Raw genomic sequence first — 15812 nt, forward strand, 5'->3', positions numbered from 1 at the left:
AAAAAGAAATATTAAAAAAAAAAACAGCCGATTGGCTGTTTTTTTAGTATTCAATTGCATTCGTATCTAGTTGGTAAATATCATAAGTAGCTGATACTTCTTCGTCTGATAATAAATTAAATTTAAGTGAGTCTTCACTATAAATTCTTTCTGTAAAAGTAGCTTCTCCATCATTAATAAATATCTCTACCGAACTAGTATCCACTAATATGTGTAACCTTAAATTATCAGTTTTGCGGATTATAGTTTCTCTAACTCCATCATTTCCTTGTCTGACAACTGAAACGTGATTATTCTTTTTAGAATATTTAAACTGCAAAATTTTATTATTATTTAAATCAGTTAGCACAAATCCTAATTCAGCTGCATTTTTTGTATTCAATTCGATCAATGCTTCATATTGTTTACTACTGAATTCTAATGGATAATCACCAGTAATATCTGACTTGCCTTTCAACAATTCTTCTTTACGGAGTAACTTCAGTTCATCAACTGGTTTCATATACAATTTATCATCTTTTAAACTTAATTCACGCGGAAATGTTAAAGCTCCTGACCAGCCGTCTTCCTTTTCGGGGAACTTGCTACCCCACATATCCATCCATCCAAATAATAATCTACGACCATCGGGTGCTAATAATGTTTGTGTTGCATAGAAATCATGACCACTATCCAATTCTTGGAAATTACTACGTTCAAATTTGTTATCCGTATAACTAAATTTCCCAGTAACATAGCCAGTTTCATTCTCATTATTAAAATGAATACCGTCAGACTCAATCCCTTGAGGCGACATCAACAATACTTGCTTATCACCTAATCTAAAGAAGTCTGGACATTCCCACATATATCCTTCTTTTTTAAGATCAACTGATTTAGCAACAGGCCCTAAATAATTCCAATCAATCAGATTATCAGATCTATAAATTAATACTCGTCCTAGATTATCGTTTCCTTGGCTACCCAAAATAAGATACCAACTACCATTTTCATACCAAACCTTTGGATCTCTAAAATGTTGCGTATTGTCTTCAGGGGCTTGAGCGATAATCGGATTGTTCTCATATTTTTCAAAGTGAATTCCATCTTCACTGATAGCTAAATTTTGATTTTGCCAAAAATGATCAGGATTATCATCACCAGGATAATAGTGATGACCAGTATAAATTAAGTACATCTTACCGTTATGAACCACAGCACTACCTGAAAAACATCCATCTTCATCTTCTTTATCCCCTGGATTCAAAGCTATTGGTAATGTTTCCCAATGAACTAAGTCTTTACTACGAGCGTGACCCCAATGCATTGGACCCCATTCAGCAGCAAAAGGATAGTGTTGATAAAAAATATGATAATATCCTTTAAAATAACAGAATCCATTAGGATCATTGATCCATCCAGATTTAGCAGCAACGTGATATCCTAAACGATAACGATCATTCGTTATTTCAATTGGCTTTAAAATTGTTTGCATAATTATCTCCTGTTTTAAGCGTGACCTATTTGTGAAGTATCGAGTTCTCGCTCATTTGATTTTTTCAAAGTAAATACAGCTATTATTGCGAATATAAATACAAAAATTCCTAAATATAAATATGTGGTCTTGAATCCCATTTGGTCATACAATTTTCCAACTAAGGATGACAAGACAATCGTTCCTATTTGTCCTGAAAATTGATATCCAACTAAATAAAGAATTGACGATAATCTTGACTCAAAATTAGCATCAAGATATTTAAAGACAGAAACAAGTAAAATTGGTAATTCAATTGAGTGAATCAACTTCATCATCGAAATCAAAATCGGACCATTGACGATTCCTGAACCAGTTATACGAAATGCCATCAAAAATCCTGCCAATAATAGAGAATTTCTAGCTCCTAACTTATTAACTATTTTTGGTGCTAAAAACATCATTCCTGCTTCCAAAAATACTTGGAAAGAATTGAGATAACCGAACATCAAGTTTCCTTCTTTGACAGTACTAAATTGTTCTGCAAAGTATCTTGGAAATTGTTGATCATAAACTCCGTAGACACATGTCACACCAAGTACGAAAACGATAAAGAACCAAAAATCTTTCATTTTAAATAGATTGAATACATCGGCGACTTTAACTGATTGGGCTTTTTTAACTTCAACATCTGAAATTTCAATTTTAAGAGATAGCATAATTAGAAACATTACAATTGCAGCAATTGATGCAATCCAGAAATTATAATTTGGATTAATATTAAATAATTGTCCTGCAAAGAAAGTTGCGGCTGCCCAGCCTAATGAACCCCACATCCGAGCTCTACCGTATTCAAAGTCATACTTACGACTAATTTTTTCAACATACGATTCGATTGCACCACACGAAGCTAGATAACCAATACCTAAGAATAGGCCACCAATAATAGATCCTAGTAAAACATTGTATTTTAATAAGGGACCATAAACATAAATGAAAAATGGACCCGTAAAAATCAAAATACCACTTAATCCTATTAGTAAATTCTTACGGATTCCAAGTTTATCTGAAATAAATCCATAAAGAGGTTGCATGACCAAAGTAAATCCAGCATTAATACCAAAAATTAATCCCGTAGCTGCACCGTTCAGGTGAATCTCTTGACCTAACCAAATAGCAAATAGTGAATAACAAGCGGACCAACTAACGAAGAAGAAGAAAAAAAATGCACTTAGCTTGAAATATACTTGTTTTCTCATAGTAGTTCTCCCAATTTATTTTATATCAACCGGTTGACATATAATTACTAAAACGTTTTCAAAAAGTATTGTAATCGCTAACATAATATATGTCAACCGGTTATCATAAAATTACAAAAAAATTAGTTAGAGCAAATTAGCCCTAACTAAAACTTAAATTGATTTCCCTTTCCAGACTTTAACTGGAATTATTTGTTCTAATGGTGTTTCATTGCCATTTATCCTAGCAATCAAAGTATCTACAGCAATCTTAGACATTTCTTCAACTGGCTGCTCGATGGTAGTAAGTTCAGGCAGAAGCACTCTTGTGGTATTGGCACCATCATACCCTACGATTTTTAGATCCTCTGGAACTTGATATCCTAACCTTGTAGCAGTTTGCCAAACCAATGCAGCATCCATATCATTTGTGACAAAAATACCATTCATATCAGGATACATCGCAAACATTTTTTCAATTTCTTGCTTTTTGCGATCAATATCCCAACTAAAATCAACCAAATAGGTGTGAGGTATCATATTGTGCTTTTTCATTACATCTTCGTAAGCTTCTCGTCTACGATGTGCCGGTGTCTCTAGATTAACTGGTCCGTCAGTATTCATAATGTGAGTCGCACCACTATTTATCAACAATTCAGTAGCCAGCTTTCCGCCCATGTAATTATCAGATGCAATGACAGGTATATCTTCATTCATAACTCTATCAATCGCAACAATCGGTAAATTTGCCTTATGATATTCATCAATGCCACGATTTTGAGCACCAACAATTAATCCATCTACTTGATTAGAAATTAATTCCTTTAAGTAAGTCTCTTCTTTTAACGAATCATTCATGGAATTACCAATTAATACTTTAAACCCCGCATCAAATAATCTTTTTTCTAGTGAAGCCACTAATTGACCAAAGAAAGGATTATCAACCGTGGGGAAAATCAAACCAACTAGCTTAGTTTCTTTTTTATAAAGTTGTCGTGCCACAGCATTAGGTTGGTAATTCAATTTTTCCATCGCATCATGAACTTTTTTTATTGTTTTTTCACTTAAGTAGCCACGATTATTTAGAACTCTCGAAACAGTAGTTTTAGAAACTCCTGCAACCCTTGCTACATCATCTATTTTGACTGCCATTTAAATTCACCTATATCCTTGAATCTGATAAATCCATTATACAGTAATCCTATGTTTTTTAACCCAATCTGGAATAATTGCAATTGACGGTCAGTTTTTGTAATGGTATCTTAAATCATCGAAAGCGATTGCAGAATTTTTCAAATACAGGAGGAACTTAAATTGTTAGTTGGAAGTATAGAAGCAGGTGGAACCAAATTTGTTTGTGCTATAGGTGACGAAGACTATCGTATCAAGGATAGTACGCAGTTCCCCACAACAACACCGGAAGAGACTCTACAAAAAAGCATTGATTACTTTAAACAATTCGATATCGAAGCTCTCGGAGTTGCTTCATTTGGTCCGATCGAATTACGTAAGAATTCACCTAAATTCGGTTATATAACTTCAACGCCAAAGCCAGGTTGGCAAGACACTGACTTCATTGGCACATTAAAAAAGGAATTAAAAGTTCCCATGTTTTGGACAACTGACGTCAATGGTTCAGCTTATGGCGAATACGTGATGTCGACACTGTCTAACGAAAAAATCGATTCTCTAGTTTACTACACTATCGGTACTGGCGTCGGTGCCGGTGCTATTTCTGACGGTAAATTCGTCGGCGGAATGGGACATCCTGAAATGGGACACACTTTACTCAAGCGCCATCCAGATGACCTAGATTTCAAAGGAATCTGTCCATTCCATGGCGATTGTCTTGAAGGGCTAGTTGCTGGACCAACCTTCGATGCACGTCTAGGCAAACCTGGCAAAGACGTTCCTTTGACAGATCACACCTGGGATATAATGGCCTACTATGTTGCTCAAGCTGCTATTCAAGCCACCCTGATCCTTCGTCCTGACAAAATCGTCTTCGGTGGTGGAGTTGTCAGCGAGCCATTCTTAGTCAAGGTGCGTGAACAATTCAAAACACTGCTAAACGATTATGTCGTAGTCCCAGAACTTGAAAAATATATTACTATGCCAATTGTTAAGAACAATGGTTCAGCCACACTAGGTGATTTTGCCTTGGCTGTTCGTGAGCTTCAGGAATAGTATTATTTTGGGGCTGATCGCTACCGCAGATGAGGTTCAACAACTCCATCTGCCGTGGACCGGTCTCAGTCTTCGACCTCGCTTGGAAGCCTGTAGTCTTCCAAGTCGTCCAATGTTCTAAGCGATAAATCGCTAAGAACACTTTTACGGCGGATTCCTTTGTTGAACCTCATCAGCTAATTTTAAATTAGTACCTAATCTAAAGTGATTTCATTATTGAAATTTCCAATTTACAAATGAAAATAGCACGTAACGATAAATGGATAAATTACATCCAAACAATCGTTATGCGCTATTATTTTTATCCTAGAATAACTTAGCTTCCGGTCAGCAGTAATGGAATCAGTAGCGAAAGTGGTGTTAATGCGGTGATTTTCCGCATTTACAGCACGGACGTCTTTCTTGATTTGCGATTTATGCAAAGCAAGAAAGCGAGATCTTAGACCGCCTTTTGGCTAAGATCGGTCCCGCCACTGATGGAATTACTGCTGACCGGAAGCGGCAAGACAAACCACTGCACCTCACCTAGTACAACTCTGAACAAACTCCATTGCACGATCAAAAATAGGATTGTCAACCGTGTCATACCAAGACACATCCACAAAAATATTATTGTGATTCTTCTTAGTGATCAACACCCCACTTTTAGAATTCATTTCAACATCAGCATCCACATTTTGTCTAGCCGTTATAACGCTAATGTCATTCATATCTCGATAATTAACACAGCTTAGTTGAAACTTATTTGGTTCAAAAATAATCTTGATTCGATCTTTCCAACTGCCGATATTGTAATACTCAATACCCTTCAAATTAACCTGCAAGTAACTGATCATTTTAGGAAGATATAGCGGAAAGATTCCAATTGTCAGTGCTATAAACCCAACCACCATAACTACACTACTGACCCAAATCAGATCCGTTATAACGAAAGCCATTAGAAATATCAAAATTGATATAAGTATCGAACTCATTAGTAATTCATAAGATTGCTTTTTACCAAAACTCCATCCCATGACATTCACCTACCTGTATATTTTTGACATTATTATTTAATAATTTAATTAATATATCAAAATATAAGGTGTGAAAATGCCAGACGTTTGGTATATGGATTAGTTCTCGTTCGGACTACCGGCGACAACACATTTTTAACTTTAGTTGTCTGCTCTGTTGTAGTTTTTTTAGTTTGTTTAGTACATTTACTTTGGCTGGAACACTATGCCAGAATGATCAATAATTCTATAGTAAAAAAATAAGCATACTCGGCATTGCTGCCAGGTATGCTTATTTGCCATCTAATTTTTCGCGCTTACGGAAAATAATAAATTTACTAAAAATATAATTCAAAACAACTACAAAGACATTCGCAAATAATTTTACGATCATATCATTAATGTGAAGCAGTGAGACACCGATCGTCATTGTTCCTTGATCGATGATCCATGAACCTCCACGGAACAAGAAGAACGATCCCATCTCTAGCAAGAATGCCTTCATTGTATTCGTATGTGAATCAAATACCCATAATTTGTTAGTCACATATGCGAAGATCACTGACAACAAGTAGGCAAAAGCATTCGCTAGTTGATAATTCCAACCTGCTATATAAGTAAAAAACCAAAAACCTACGTAATTTACGACTGTTGTCAAAACACCAAATATCAAATACGGTATCGCATCTTTATATTTATTCCATAATTCTTTTATATCCATAACGAATAGTTCTCCCGTGAGCTCTCTAGTGATTTAGTTTCCAATTTTTATAAGTCAGTCCTAGGAAATAGGCAATAACTTCAAAAGCGGAAATAAAGAATGTAACTGGCCAGTTGGTAATAAACGCCAAGTACAATCCTAACCAGACACCAGCTAGCGACAATCCGACTGAAACCATAATTAACTTAGGAACTGAGTGTACCAGATATTTAGCAGTAGCGCCAGGCAGGGTCAGTAAAATAAAGACTAACAACGAGCCAACGATCTGCGCCCCAATACTAACACTCAGAGCTAGAGTCACAAGAAATGCGATCGAAAGCATACGAGTCGGCAAGCCGGCTGAACGCGCACCGATATGGTCAAATGAATCAAACGCTAATGGCTTATAGAAAATGATAAAAATAAAGATAACCACTAATGCCAAGATCATCAACTGATGTACTTCTTTAGAACTAATACCGACAATACTACCGAACAAGATATTAGTTGCATAACTGCTCGACTCTGAAGATAGCGATAGGAACAGAATTCCTAAACCAATAAATAACGACGATATGGCACTGATCGAAGCTTCACGGCGTGACGACTCCGAACTCAGAGAACCAACCGCGATCGAACTGACCATGGTGAAGATTATCATCCCAGCCAATGGCGATATTCCAATTAAAATACCGAACGATGCACCCGCAAAACCGATTTCAGAAAGTGTGTGCGATAAAAATGACATATTCCTTGAAACAACAAAAACTCCAACTAATCCAGCCGTTATAGCGATAAAAGTACTAGCTATAAAAGCCTCTCTCATAAATTCATATCCAAACATACTCTATCCCACCTCACTCAAACATTGCTTCTGAAATTTCATCGACGCCGATCGGTTTGATCGTATTATTCTCAAAGAACAAAGCTCGATGAGTATATTTCTTCGTCAAATCATAATCGTGAGTGATAAAGATCACTGTCAAATTATATTTTTCATTTAATTCTTGAACTAGATCCATCAATTGCATCTTAACTTCAACATCCAGACTAGCCGTTGATTCATCCAGAATCAAAACTTGGGGATCATTCAACAAAGCTTGGGCCAAATAGGCTTTTTGCTTTTCCCCACCAGATGCCAATCCTAAAGGTCTTTTACGCAAATGTGTCAATCGTGTTTTCTCAAGAATCTGCTGGATCAACTCATTATTTTCAGCCCGTTTTTTCGGACTCATGGTGAACTTCAAGTTAAGACGTACAAAACTCTCGATATCCAGTGGATAATCAATATCGATATTACGAAACTGCGGAACATAGCCGACCGTCTGTTTCTTATCCATAATCAATTCACCGGCGGTCTTTTTTTCCATACCCATAATTATCTTTACGAGTGTTGTTTTACCGGAACCGTTAGGCCCGACTAGACTAATAAATTCACCGTCGTTGATTTTAAAATTTACATCTTTAAAAACTAATTGTTTTCCAAATTTTTTAGTTAAATTCTTCGCTTCAATCACTAGTTATTCCTTCACAGGCCTTTCATCCATTTGCATCAATATATTACAGGATAAACAAAATTATCATTTTTGTAAATAGTAAAAATTATCATTTACAACTAAAACTACTTATTTACAATTTTTTCAATCTGATTTAAGTTATCATTCATCCATTGATAATAGCCTAAATCACTAGGCAATGTCTCCGTGAAATAAATTATCGGAACGTTATTCTTTTTGGCCAAACTTGTCATCTTAGTAATTATTCCACTAGTAACTTGTTTATTTACCACCAAGAAGTCCACTTGATGTTTCTTTAATCCTTGTTGCATGTTCTCAATATCCGAAATTGACGGATCAGTATCATCTTCAATGGCTTTGGCAAAATGAGGATTATCAATCGTTACACCTAGATCCTGCAACAGATAATATGGTAAGGGCTCAGTAACATAGGCCTTCTTGCCGTTTAGTTTTTGCTTCAACTTCTGTTCACGGACAATCAACTTATTCAATTTTTGTGAATACTGCTGATAATTATTTTTATAATATTCTTTATTTTTTGGTTCTTCTTGAGACATCTTTAGATAAACTGCACGGCTGAGTTTTTGGACATTAGACACACCGAACCAAACGTGCTCATTATCACCGTTCTTTTTATGCAAAACGTCACTCGAAAAATCGATCAAGTTCTTATCTTGACTATTGGCAGTCACTAATTTATTGACCCAATCATCGTATCCCAACCCATTTGATACGATCAGTTTTGAGTCAGCAATCTGCTTAGCATTATTATTCGATGGTGAGAAGCTATGCGGATCGACGTTAACAGATTTAATGATCGATTCGACATGATACTTGTTACCAACAACACTTTGAACTGGTTCTTTATAAGTATTAACAGTTGTCGTAATAGTATTTTGAGCGTGCTTAGTCTGCGTACAGCCTCCCAAGATCACTACCATCATTAAGATTGACATGACTATTATTTTTTCTCTTCGTCCGATGCGCATATTATTTCCTTCCACAAAAAAATAGAGCTCAGGATTAAATCCCAACCTCTAGAATAGTATCGAATATTAACTACAAAGGCAAGCAAATCAAGCTCTACCAGATCTGTGAGTATTGACCATTGGCTTGAACAAGATAACTGCCTGCTGGTGAATCAGCACCTTTTAGATAAACATTGATCTGATAACCAGTTACATCATTCCAAGTTATCTTGCCATTGGCAACATATTGAGTATTTGCATTGTCATAAGTCGTACTCAAGGCATTAGCCAAATATTCAATTGCCTGATTAGATGTGGTTAAATTAACATTTGATGTACTGTCTTGTGTGTTTTGTGCATTTTGTTGATTATCTGCATCGGTTGATGAAGTTGTGCTATCACTGTTACCGGTCTGTGTGCCAGTATCACCAGTGGTAGTTTTTTTCTGGGAATCGGCAGTAGCACTTTCAGAATCATCAGTATCGTTGTTAGTTGTTTGGCTATCACTCTTAGTTACTGTTTTTTCAGATTTCTTTGGTGTTGCTTCTTTGGTACTCTTTTGTGTTTGTTCTGACTTAGTATCAGAACCATTTGAGCTTGCTGATTGATTAGAACATCCGGCTAATAAGACACCAGATAGTACTAATGTCGCAAGCGTGATTTTTTTAAACATAATCAGTACCTCCTAGCTTCAATTATAGATGGGGATTTCTAACTAATGCAATATTAGACAAGAAACGTTAATAAATCTTAGAAAAATCGATCTTTTCACCTTTACGGAGCATTGTTCCCAATTCGATCGACTTATCAACGACGATACTTTGAGCATCGATGACGTTGTAAGGATGATCTGAAGCTTTTTCTTGAGCGTAGGATAATTCTGTACATCCCAAAACAATCACGTCACAATTGAATTCATTGTACATCCGCTTCAAGATATCATAATACTTCTTAGCGTTCATGTGACCCTTTTCCTTGATGTCATCATAGATCAAGCTCTCGACATCATCCCGGATCTGTTGATCACCCAAGGTGTAATCGAAGCCAGCGTCTTTAATTTCATTCTCATAAATATGATCCTCGATCGTACCTTTGGTAGCGATCAGACCAACTTTTTTAGCATTAGGATATTCTTTTTTCATCGTTGAAATAGCCAAGTGTGGCATGTGGATCAACGGAATATCAGTTGCTGCCTGTAATTCTTTGTAGTAATAATGTGCTGTATTGCAAATAATCACCATAAAAGCAGGATTCAACAAACTCTGTTGCTTCAAATCTTCAACCAATGGTGGCAAAAAACTAGGTTGAGAATTATCTAAAATATGTGCTGTCCGATCTGGAACCGTCGCATGGTTAACAATAATGTAATCCATGTAATCTTGATCTTTTGTGATCGGTGTTCGTTGATTTAATAAGTGGATATAACTTTCTGTGGCAAGAGTTCCCATGCCACCAATAACTGTAAAGAAGTTTTTCATAATTATCCCTCGATATCTTTTAAAATGCCCTTTGCAACAGTTGGGTCACTTGGATATGGTACATCGACGCCATTAGTCTTCTGATAATGATCCTCACCTTTAGCTGCCAGAACAACAATGTCATCACCAGAACTAGTTTCGATCATCTCACGAATCGCACTCTGACGGTCAATGATCGTCTTCACGTCAACTTTAGAATGATCGATGTGAGCGTCGATTTGTTTACAAATATCAGCTGGATCCTCAAAACCAGGATCATCAGTCGTTAAAATGGCACTGTCTGCTAATTCTGTTAGAACTTTACCAAATCCAGCACGTCTAGAGATTCCCTTATTACCAGGACTTCCAACTACTACCTTGAGTTTGGACTTAGGATATTCTGTGCGCAAGAATCCTAATAGAGCTTTCATACTAGCATAATTATGAGCATAATCCACGAAAATTGTTCCGTGGCTCTTAGTATTGATATGTTCCATACGTCCAGGAACGCGAGCTGTACGCAATCCTTCCTTGATATCTTTAACGTCAGCTTGAGCTAATTTAGAAGCGATAATAGCAGCCGTGGCATTCATCTCATTGAAGTCACCGACAACGCATAGTTTGTATTCGCCATCGATGTTTAATTGCTTACCCTTATCTGTTACAGCGGCTATATCAAAGATGCTATCACTTAAAGTGGCTTCTTTACTAGAAATACTGAAGTCAGCATCTTTGGTATCACGACCAAAGAGATAGATATCCTTATCCGGACTAGTCTCACGAGCAGCCGCAATGACAGTCTCAAAGTCGTTAGTTTGGGCATTAATGATGTTGACCTTGGAGTTGATCAGCAATTGCTTCTTGCAGAACAAATAATCAGCATAAGTTGGATGCTCATTCTCACCGATGTGATCCGGAGTAATATTCAAAAATCCACCAATATCAAAATTCAATCCGTATACACGGTTCTTTTTATAAGCTTGTGAGCTGACTTCCATAACTAACTTTGTCATACCATTATCCACTGCCCGACGCATATCACGGAATAACTCCATTGATTCCGGCGTCGTCAGATCCGACTTAAATTTGTCTTCCGGCTTCGGTCCAACAATTCGGTCAACAGTTGAGAACAAAGCTACTTTACCTGGATAAACCTTGTCCAAAATATTATGAATAAAATAAGAAGTAGTCGTCTTACCCTTGGTACCAGTAAACGCAATGATGAACAATTCACGCTCAGGATTACCATAGAAGGCTGCACTGAGGATCGACAATGCCTTCTGAACGTCCTTGACGATCAGGTTACTGATCCCGATTCCATAGTCTTTTTCAGAGACATAAACTTGAGCTCCAGCATCTACTGCTTGTTGCAAATATTCAGCTTTGAAGTTATTTCCCTTACAGAAGAAGATCCCGTTGGTCTGGTCTTCTTGTGAATTGTAGCTGATATGGGTCATGAATAAATTTTCGTCCAAAACTTTGCTTGAAACTAGCAAGTCGTGTTCTTGCAATATATCAATAGCTTTACTTATTTCTAAACTCATAATTTGCACTCCTAATTCCATTAATTATTTGAATAAATTACTAAAGAAATCGACGATCTTATCCCACAAATTAGGCTTCGTTACCGCAACTTTTTTGATCTTCAATTTTTTCTCAGTCTTAGTATAAGGGATATAGCCATTTGGTGCATTGGTTGGCAGCAATCTAACGGTCTTTTTGTTAGCTGTTGCTTTAAAGCCGAGATCATTCGGTGAGATCTCATACTTTAATGTTCCCAGATCAAATTCACTTGGTAACCACATATAGACATCTTGGTCTGGTTTGTACTTGTTATTGACCCTGTCACCAGTAGTCATGATTTTTTGATGCACAAAATTTTCTTTTACATAATGTGCCAAATTTTGCGTACTGCGGAATCGTTTGTCATTGTCACTCTCTTCACCGGAGACATTCATGACGATAGTTACAATCCTAGTGTTGTCGATTGGCAGTGTTCCGACAAAGGATTCACCGGCTTGTTCCGTTGTTCCTGTCTTCAAGCCATCGAATTCATAACCTGCTTGATAATCACGTTGATCCTTTAATAGTAGATTTAATGAATTATAAGTTTTGGTTTCATTATCGACGGGGAAATCTAGCTTGGCTTGTGAAGTTGTCTTTAATACTTCTGGATATTCATCCAAGATGTGTTTAACAATAATAGCAATATCATTGACCGACAGTTTATTCTCGCCGCTCTTGTCACCGAGATACATCCCCTCATACAAGTCATTATTATTCAAACCTGAAACATTGTATAATTCAGCATCATTGATGCCCCAATTTTTGACCGTCTTTCGCATCAATCTAACAAAAGCTTTTTGATTACCAGCAACCCTTTGAGCTAGCATCATCGCCGCAGAATTAGAAGAAACTATCCAAGCTGCCGAATAGAGTTGTCTGACTGTATACGATTTGTCTGCATCTAGACGAACATTCGTTAATTCATCTTTTTGCGTCATTTCAGCTTGTTCAGCTGTTGGCGTCAAAGTATCCGTCCACTTGAGATTACCTTCATGAATTGCCTTTGTTACTAAATAAAGTGTCACTATCTTAGTGATAGACCCAATCGCAACCTTCTTGTCAGGATCTTTTGAATAAATAATTTGTCCCGACTTCTCATCGAAGGCCATCGCCGCACTGGCATTTAGCTCTGGCTCCTCAGCTGCTTGAACTGTTTGGGGATTAAATATCGGTAGCAGCAATACTACAGACATTAGTAATAGTATTTTTTGTATTAAAGTTTTCATTGAGTTCCTCGCTATTGCTTTGAAATTGGAAAATGAATAATGAAAGCTGTTCGCTCATCATCCGATGTAACTGATATTGTACCACCATGTAACTTGACCATGCTCTGAGCAATAGCTAGTCCCAATCCAGTACCGCCGGTCTCTTTATTACGTGAGTCCTCTACACGATAGAAGCGATCGAACAAGTGTGACAACGATTCTCGTGGTATCGACTGACCGTTATTGGCGACACGCACGATCACATCTTTTGGCGTCTGTTCTGCTTCAAGCCAGAGGTGAGTTGCTCCCTTGCCGTACTTGAAAGCATTAGTGATCAGATTATTGAAGACACGTCCTAATTTTTCAGTATCACCACTCATCATGATCTTTTCCGGTTTGGACTTCACGATTATTTCCATACCGCGCTTGTTAGCTTCTAATTCAAAATCGGCCGACAATTGATCCAGCATCTGTGCCATATCAAAAGTTGATACTGATAACTTGCTTGTGGCCTGTTCAACATTGGCATACTCAAATAAGGAGTTGACCAAATTTTGCATCTCTAGTGACTTATTGTATGCAATGTGAGAATACTTGAGGATCTGCTCGATATCTTCAAAGTTCTTCCCCTCGATAAGTCCTAAATAACCGATAACTGACGTCAAAGGAGTTCGTAAATCATGACTAACGTTTGCAATTAGCTCATCCTTACTATCCTCAGATTTTTTTTGTTCGGAAATATGCTTATTAGTATTCGAGACTAACAAGTTGACACTGTCGACAATACTTTGTAATCTCTTGTTGACCTTAAGATCTATCTTATGATCAAGATCGCCAGCCGCAATTTGGATCAGTTCTGATTCCACCTTGTAAACTTCAAATTGGCGGTAAGTCTTGATCACAACATAGATGGAAATCCCTAGCTCGATCACAACGATCAATCCTAAGAAGAACCAAATTCCCCAAAAAGTCGATCTGGACAGTTCACCGTTGATATTTTTTATAACGTGACCAATGCCTTGGAAATTTTCATTACTATAGAAGAGATCTGAAATAATGATTAAAGTAATATTGATGATCTGAAATAAAAGAAAGGTGCCTATTCCTTCAAACAGGAGGACACCTTTTTCTCTATTATCCAGTTGAACTCGTTTATTCAAAAAATCAGACCTCCACTTTGTAGCCAACGCCCCAGACAGTTTCAATAACCTTCTCACCGTCTGTTGCTTCTTCGAGCTTGTCTCTAAGGTGACTTACGTGCACCATAACTGTTTTGGCCGAAACCACGCTCTCTTGTTTCCATACTCGTTCAAAAATCTCATCAGCAGAGAAAACACGATTGGGGTGACTTGCTAGAAGATACAAGACACCAAATTCTAATGCCGTTAATTGAACTTTATTGCCTGAACTAGTAACGACTTCGTGCGAATCTTTATAAATGGTAATTGGACCCACTTCTAGTTTGTCAGGAACATTTTTTGAGGTTTGTTGTGCACTGCGACGTAGCAATGAGCGAACACGAGCCATGATTTCCAAAGGATTGAATGGCTTAGTAACGTAATCGTCGGCACCAGTGATCAGTCCTTGGATCTTGTCCATATCAGTCGTCTTCGCAGACACAATAATGATTGGGATCTGTGAATCCTTGCGGACACGTTTAACCACTTCGATACCATCGATTCCTGGCATCATGATATCCAAGATCATTAAGGCAATGTCACTGTGTGCAGCCAATGCGTCCAGTGCCTCTTGGCCAGAATTGGCCGACACTGGTTCATAGCCTTCATTCTTGATGTAAATACTGAGTAATTCAACAATTTCTTTATCGTCATCTACAACTAATATTTTCATTAAATAAACCTCTCACGCGCACATTTTTACAACTAGTCATATTATACAATATTATGTTAGTGTATTACTAACTGGAAAAGAAAGTGAGTATCTATGGACTACTTAAAGAAAAGAATCCGATTTATTATCATTCTCGTTTTTTCACTTATTATTTTCGGCGTTGTCCAATGGCAAATGTCGAACAATGTAAATCTCAGTGGCGCTAAGATAATGTGGGTCTCTGAGATATTGAAGTCAGCTTGTATTGGTTTTGGGTTGTACGCTATTGTGATGTTTTTTAGGGTTAAATAGTTATTTGTTATTTCTATGCCGCTGAAGATGCTCAACAATTCCATCTGCCCTGGGACCGGCTTAAGTCTTCGTCTTAAGCCTCGCTCGGAAGCCTCTAGTCTTCCGAGTCGTCCAGTGTACTAAGCGATAAATCGCTTAGTACACTATCACGGCTGATTCCATTGTTGATCATCTTCAGCTAAATTCGTATTACTTCTAGACTAGATAGTAAAAATCTTACAGCAACATTAATAATTGAATTCTATATTTCATAAAAAAACAGCATATCATGACAAACAATGGATACCTCAAATTATCCAAATTGTCATAATATGCTGTTTTTAGTATGCATTAAATAGATTTAGCTGGAGGTCAGCAGTAATGGAATCAGTAGCGATTGTGCTG

Annotated in this window: 15 protein-coding genes; 1 reads left to right on the forward strand and 14 read right to left on the reverse strand. The window is 37.1% G+C overall.

The features are described from left to right. Positions 1 to 43: 43 nt before the first annotated feature. The 3 genes from U8519_RS06110 to U8519_RS06120 form a co-directional block, all read right to left on the reverse strand. Positions 44 to 1474, reverse strand: a complete 1431-nt coding sequence (locus tag U8519_RS06110; protein ID WP_334329417.1) for a glycoside hydrolase family 32 protein — start codon at positions 1472 to 1474, stop codon at positions 44 to 46. A 14-nt stretch (positions 1475 to 1488) separates the two neighbouring features. After that, positions 1489 to 2712 carry an MFS transporter gene (locus tag U8519_RS06115; RefSeq protein WP_334329418.1) on the reverse strand — a complete coding sequence of 408 codons (1224 nt, stop codon included), beginning with the start codon at positions 2710 to 2712 and terminating at the stop codon, positions 1489 to 1491. A 153-nt stretch (positions 2713 to 2865) separates the two neighbouring features. After that, positions 2866 to 3843, reverse strand: coding sequence for a LacI family DNA-binding transcriptional regulator (locus U8519_RS06120; RefSeq protein WP_334329419.1), 978 nt, complete (start codon positions 3841 to 3843; stop codon positions 2866 to 2868). A 162-nt stretch (positions 3844 to 4005) separates the two neighbouring features. On the opposite strand from U8519_RS06120, the gene scrK reads away from it, so the two are divergent. After that, positions 4006 to 4878 carry a fructokinase ScrK gene (gene scrK / locus U8519_RS06125; RefSeq protein ID WP_334329420.1) on the forward strand — a complete coding sequence of 291 codons (873 nt, stop codon included), beginning with the start codon at positions 4006 to 4008 and terminating at the stop codon, positions 4876 to 4878. Between the two features lie 521 nt (positions 4879 to 5399). Here the strand turns inward: scrK and U8519_RS06130 are convergent. The 11 genes from U8519_RS06130 to U8519_RS06180 form a co-directional block, all read right to left on the reverse strand. Next, entirely contained in the window at positions 5400 to 5894 is a 495-nt protein-coding gene (locus tag U8519_RS06130) for a hypothetical protein (protein ID WP_334329421.1), read from the reverse strand. 271 nt (positions 5895 to 6165) lie between these two features. Then, a complete protein-coding gene (locus U8519_RS06135) occupies positions 6166 to 6594 on the reverse strand; it encodes a GtrA family protein (protein ID WP_334329422.1) in 429 nt (142 codons plus the stop codon). Positions 6595 to 6619: 25 nt separating this feature from the next. Continuing rightward, the gene (locus tag U8519_RS06140; protein WP_334329423.1) at positions 6620 to 7417 is read right to left on the reverse strand and encodes a metal ABC transporter permease; all 798 of its coding nucleotides are present in this window, start codon (positions 7415 to 7417) and stop codon (positions 6620 to 6622) included. Between the two features lie 13 nt (positions 7418 to 7430). After that, the gene (locus U8519_RS06145) at positions 7431 to 8090 is read right to left on the reverse strand and encodes a metal ABC transporter ATP-binding protein (RefSeq protein WP_334329424.1); all 660 of its coding nucleotides are present in this window, start codon (positions 8088 to 8090) and stop codon (positions 7431 to 7433) included. Positions 8091 to 8194: 104 nt separating this feature from the next. Next, positions 8195 to 9079: a metal ABC transporter solute-binding protein, Zn/Mn family gene (locus U8519_RS06150; protein ID WP_334329425.1), complete on the reverse strand. Its 885-nt coding sequence runs from the start codon at positions 9077 to 9079 to the stop codon at positions 8195 to 8197. A gap of 94 nt (positions 9080 to 9173) precedes the next feature. Beyond that, positions 9174 to 9731 (reverse strand): hypothetical protein, encoded by a 558-nt coding sequence (locus U8519_RS06155; protein ID WP_334329426.1) that lies wholly within the window; start codon positions 9729 to 9731, stop codon positions 9174 to 9176. Positions 9732 to 9798: 67 nt separating this feature from the next. Beyond that, positions 9799 to 10536: an amino acid racemase gene (locus U8519_RS06160; protein WP_334329427.1), complete on the reverse strand. Its 738-nt coding sequence runs from the start codon at positions 10534 to 10536 to the stop codon at positions 9799 to 9801. 2 nt (positions 10537 to 10538) lie between these two features. After that, the gene (locus tag U8519_RS06165) at positions 10539 to 12059 is read right to left on the reverse strand and encodes a UDP-N-acetylmuramoyl-L-alanyl-D-glutamate--2,6-diaminopimelate ligase (protein WP_334329428.1); all 1521 of its coding nucleotides are present in this window, start codon (positions 12057 to 12059) and stop codon (positions 10539 to 10541) included. Positions 12060 to 12083: 24 nt separating this feature from the next. Further along, positions 12084 to 13307, reverse strand: coding sequence for a D-alanyl-D-alanine carboxypeptidase family protein (locus tag U8519_RS06170; protein WP_334329429.1), 1224 nt, complete (start codon positions 13305 to 13307; stop codon positions 12084 to 12086). Between the two features lie 11 nt (positions 13308 to 13318). Beyond that, complete coding sequence (locus tag U8519_RS06175) at positions 13319 to 14446, reverse strand: sensor histidine kinase (protein ID WP_334329430.1); 1128 nt, start codon at positions 14444 to 14446, stop codon at positions 13319 to 13321. A 4-nt stretch (positions 14447 to 14450) separates the two neighbouring features. After that, entirely contained in the window at positions 14451 to 15137 is a 687-nt protein-coding gene (locus U8519_RS06180) for a response regulator transcription factor (RefSeq protein ID WP_025023524.1), read from the reverse strand. Positions 15138 to 15812 lie beyond the last annotated feature (675 nt).

It is taken from the genome of Companilactobacillus sp. HBUAS59699 (genome assembly GCF_036913575.1).
Lineage (GTDB): Bacteria > Bacillota > Bacilli > Lactobacillales > Lactobacillaceae > Companilactobacillus.

Excerpts from the sequence above, each read along its gene's own strand:
- U8519_RS06110 (WP_334329417.1), bottom strand. The coding sequence starts at position 1,474 with ATGCAAACAATTTTAAAGCCAATTGAAATAACGAATGATCGTTATCGT.
- U8519_RS06115 (WP_334329418.1), bottom strand. The coding sequence starts at position 2,712 with ATGAGAAAACAAGTATATTTCAAGCTAAGTGCATTTTTTTTCTTCTTC.
- U8519_RS06120 (WP_334329419.1), bottom strand. The coding sequence starts at position 3,843 with ATGGCAGTCAAAATAGATGATGTAGCAAGGGTTGCAGGAGTTTCTAAA.
- U8519_RS06130 (WP_334329421.1), bottom strand. The coding sequence starts at position 5,894 with ATGGGATGGAGTTTTGGTAAAAAGCAATCTTATGAATTACTAATGAGT.
- U8519_RS06135 (WP_334329422.1), bottom strand. The coding sequence starts at position 6,594 with ATGGATATAAAAGAATTATGGAATAAATATAAAGATGCGATACCGTAT.
- U8519_RS06140 (WP_334329423.1), bottom strand. The coding sequence starts at position 7,417 with ATGTTTGGATATGAATTTATGAGAGAGGCTTTTATAGCTAGTACTTTT.
- U8519_RS06150 (WP_334329425.1), bottom strand. The coding sequence starts at position 9,079 with ATGCGCATCGGACGAAGAGAAAAAATAATAGTCATGTCAATCTTAATG.
- U8519_RS06155 (WP_334329426.1), bottom strand. The coding sequence starts at position 9,731 with ATGTTTAAAAAAATCACGCTTGCGACATTAGTACTATCTGGTGTCTTA.
- U8519_RS06160 (WP_334329427.1), bottom strand. The coding sequence starts at position 10,536 with ATGAAAAACTTCTTTACAGTTATTGGTGGCATGGGAACTCTTGCCACA.
- U8519_RS06165 (WP_334329428.1), bottom strand. The coding sequence starts at position 12,059 with ATGAGTTTAGAAATAAGTAAAGCTATTGATATATTGCAAGAACACGAC.
- U8519_RS06170 (WP_334329429.1), bottom strand. The coding sequence starts at position 13,307 with ATGAAAACTTTAATACAAAAAATACTATTACTAATGTCTGTAGTATTG.
- U8519_RS06180 (WP_025023524.1), bottom strand. The coding sequence starts at position 15,137 with ATGAAAATATTAGTTGTAGATGACGATAAAGAAATTGTTGAATTACTC.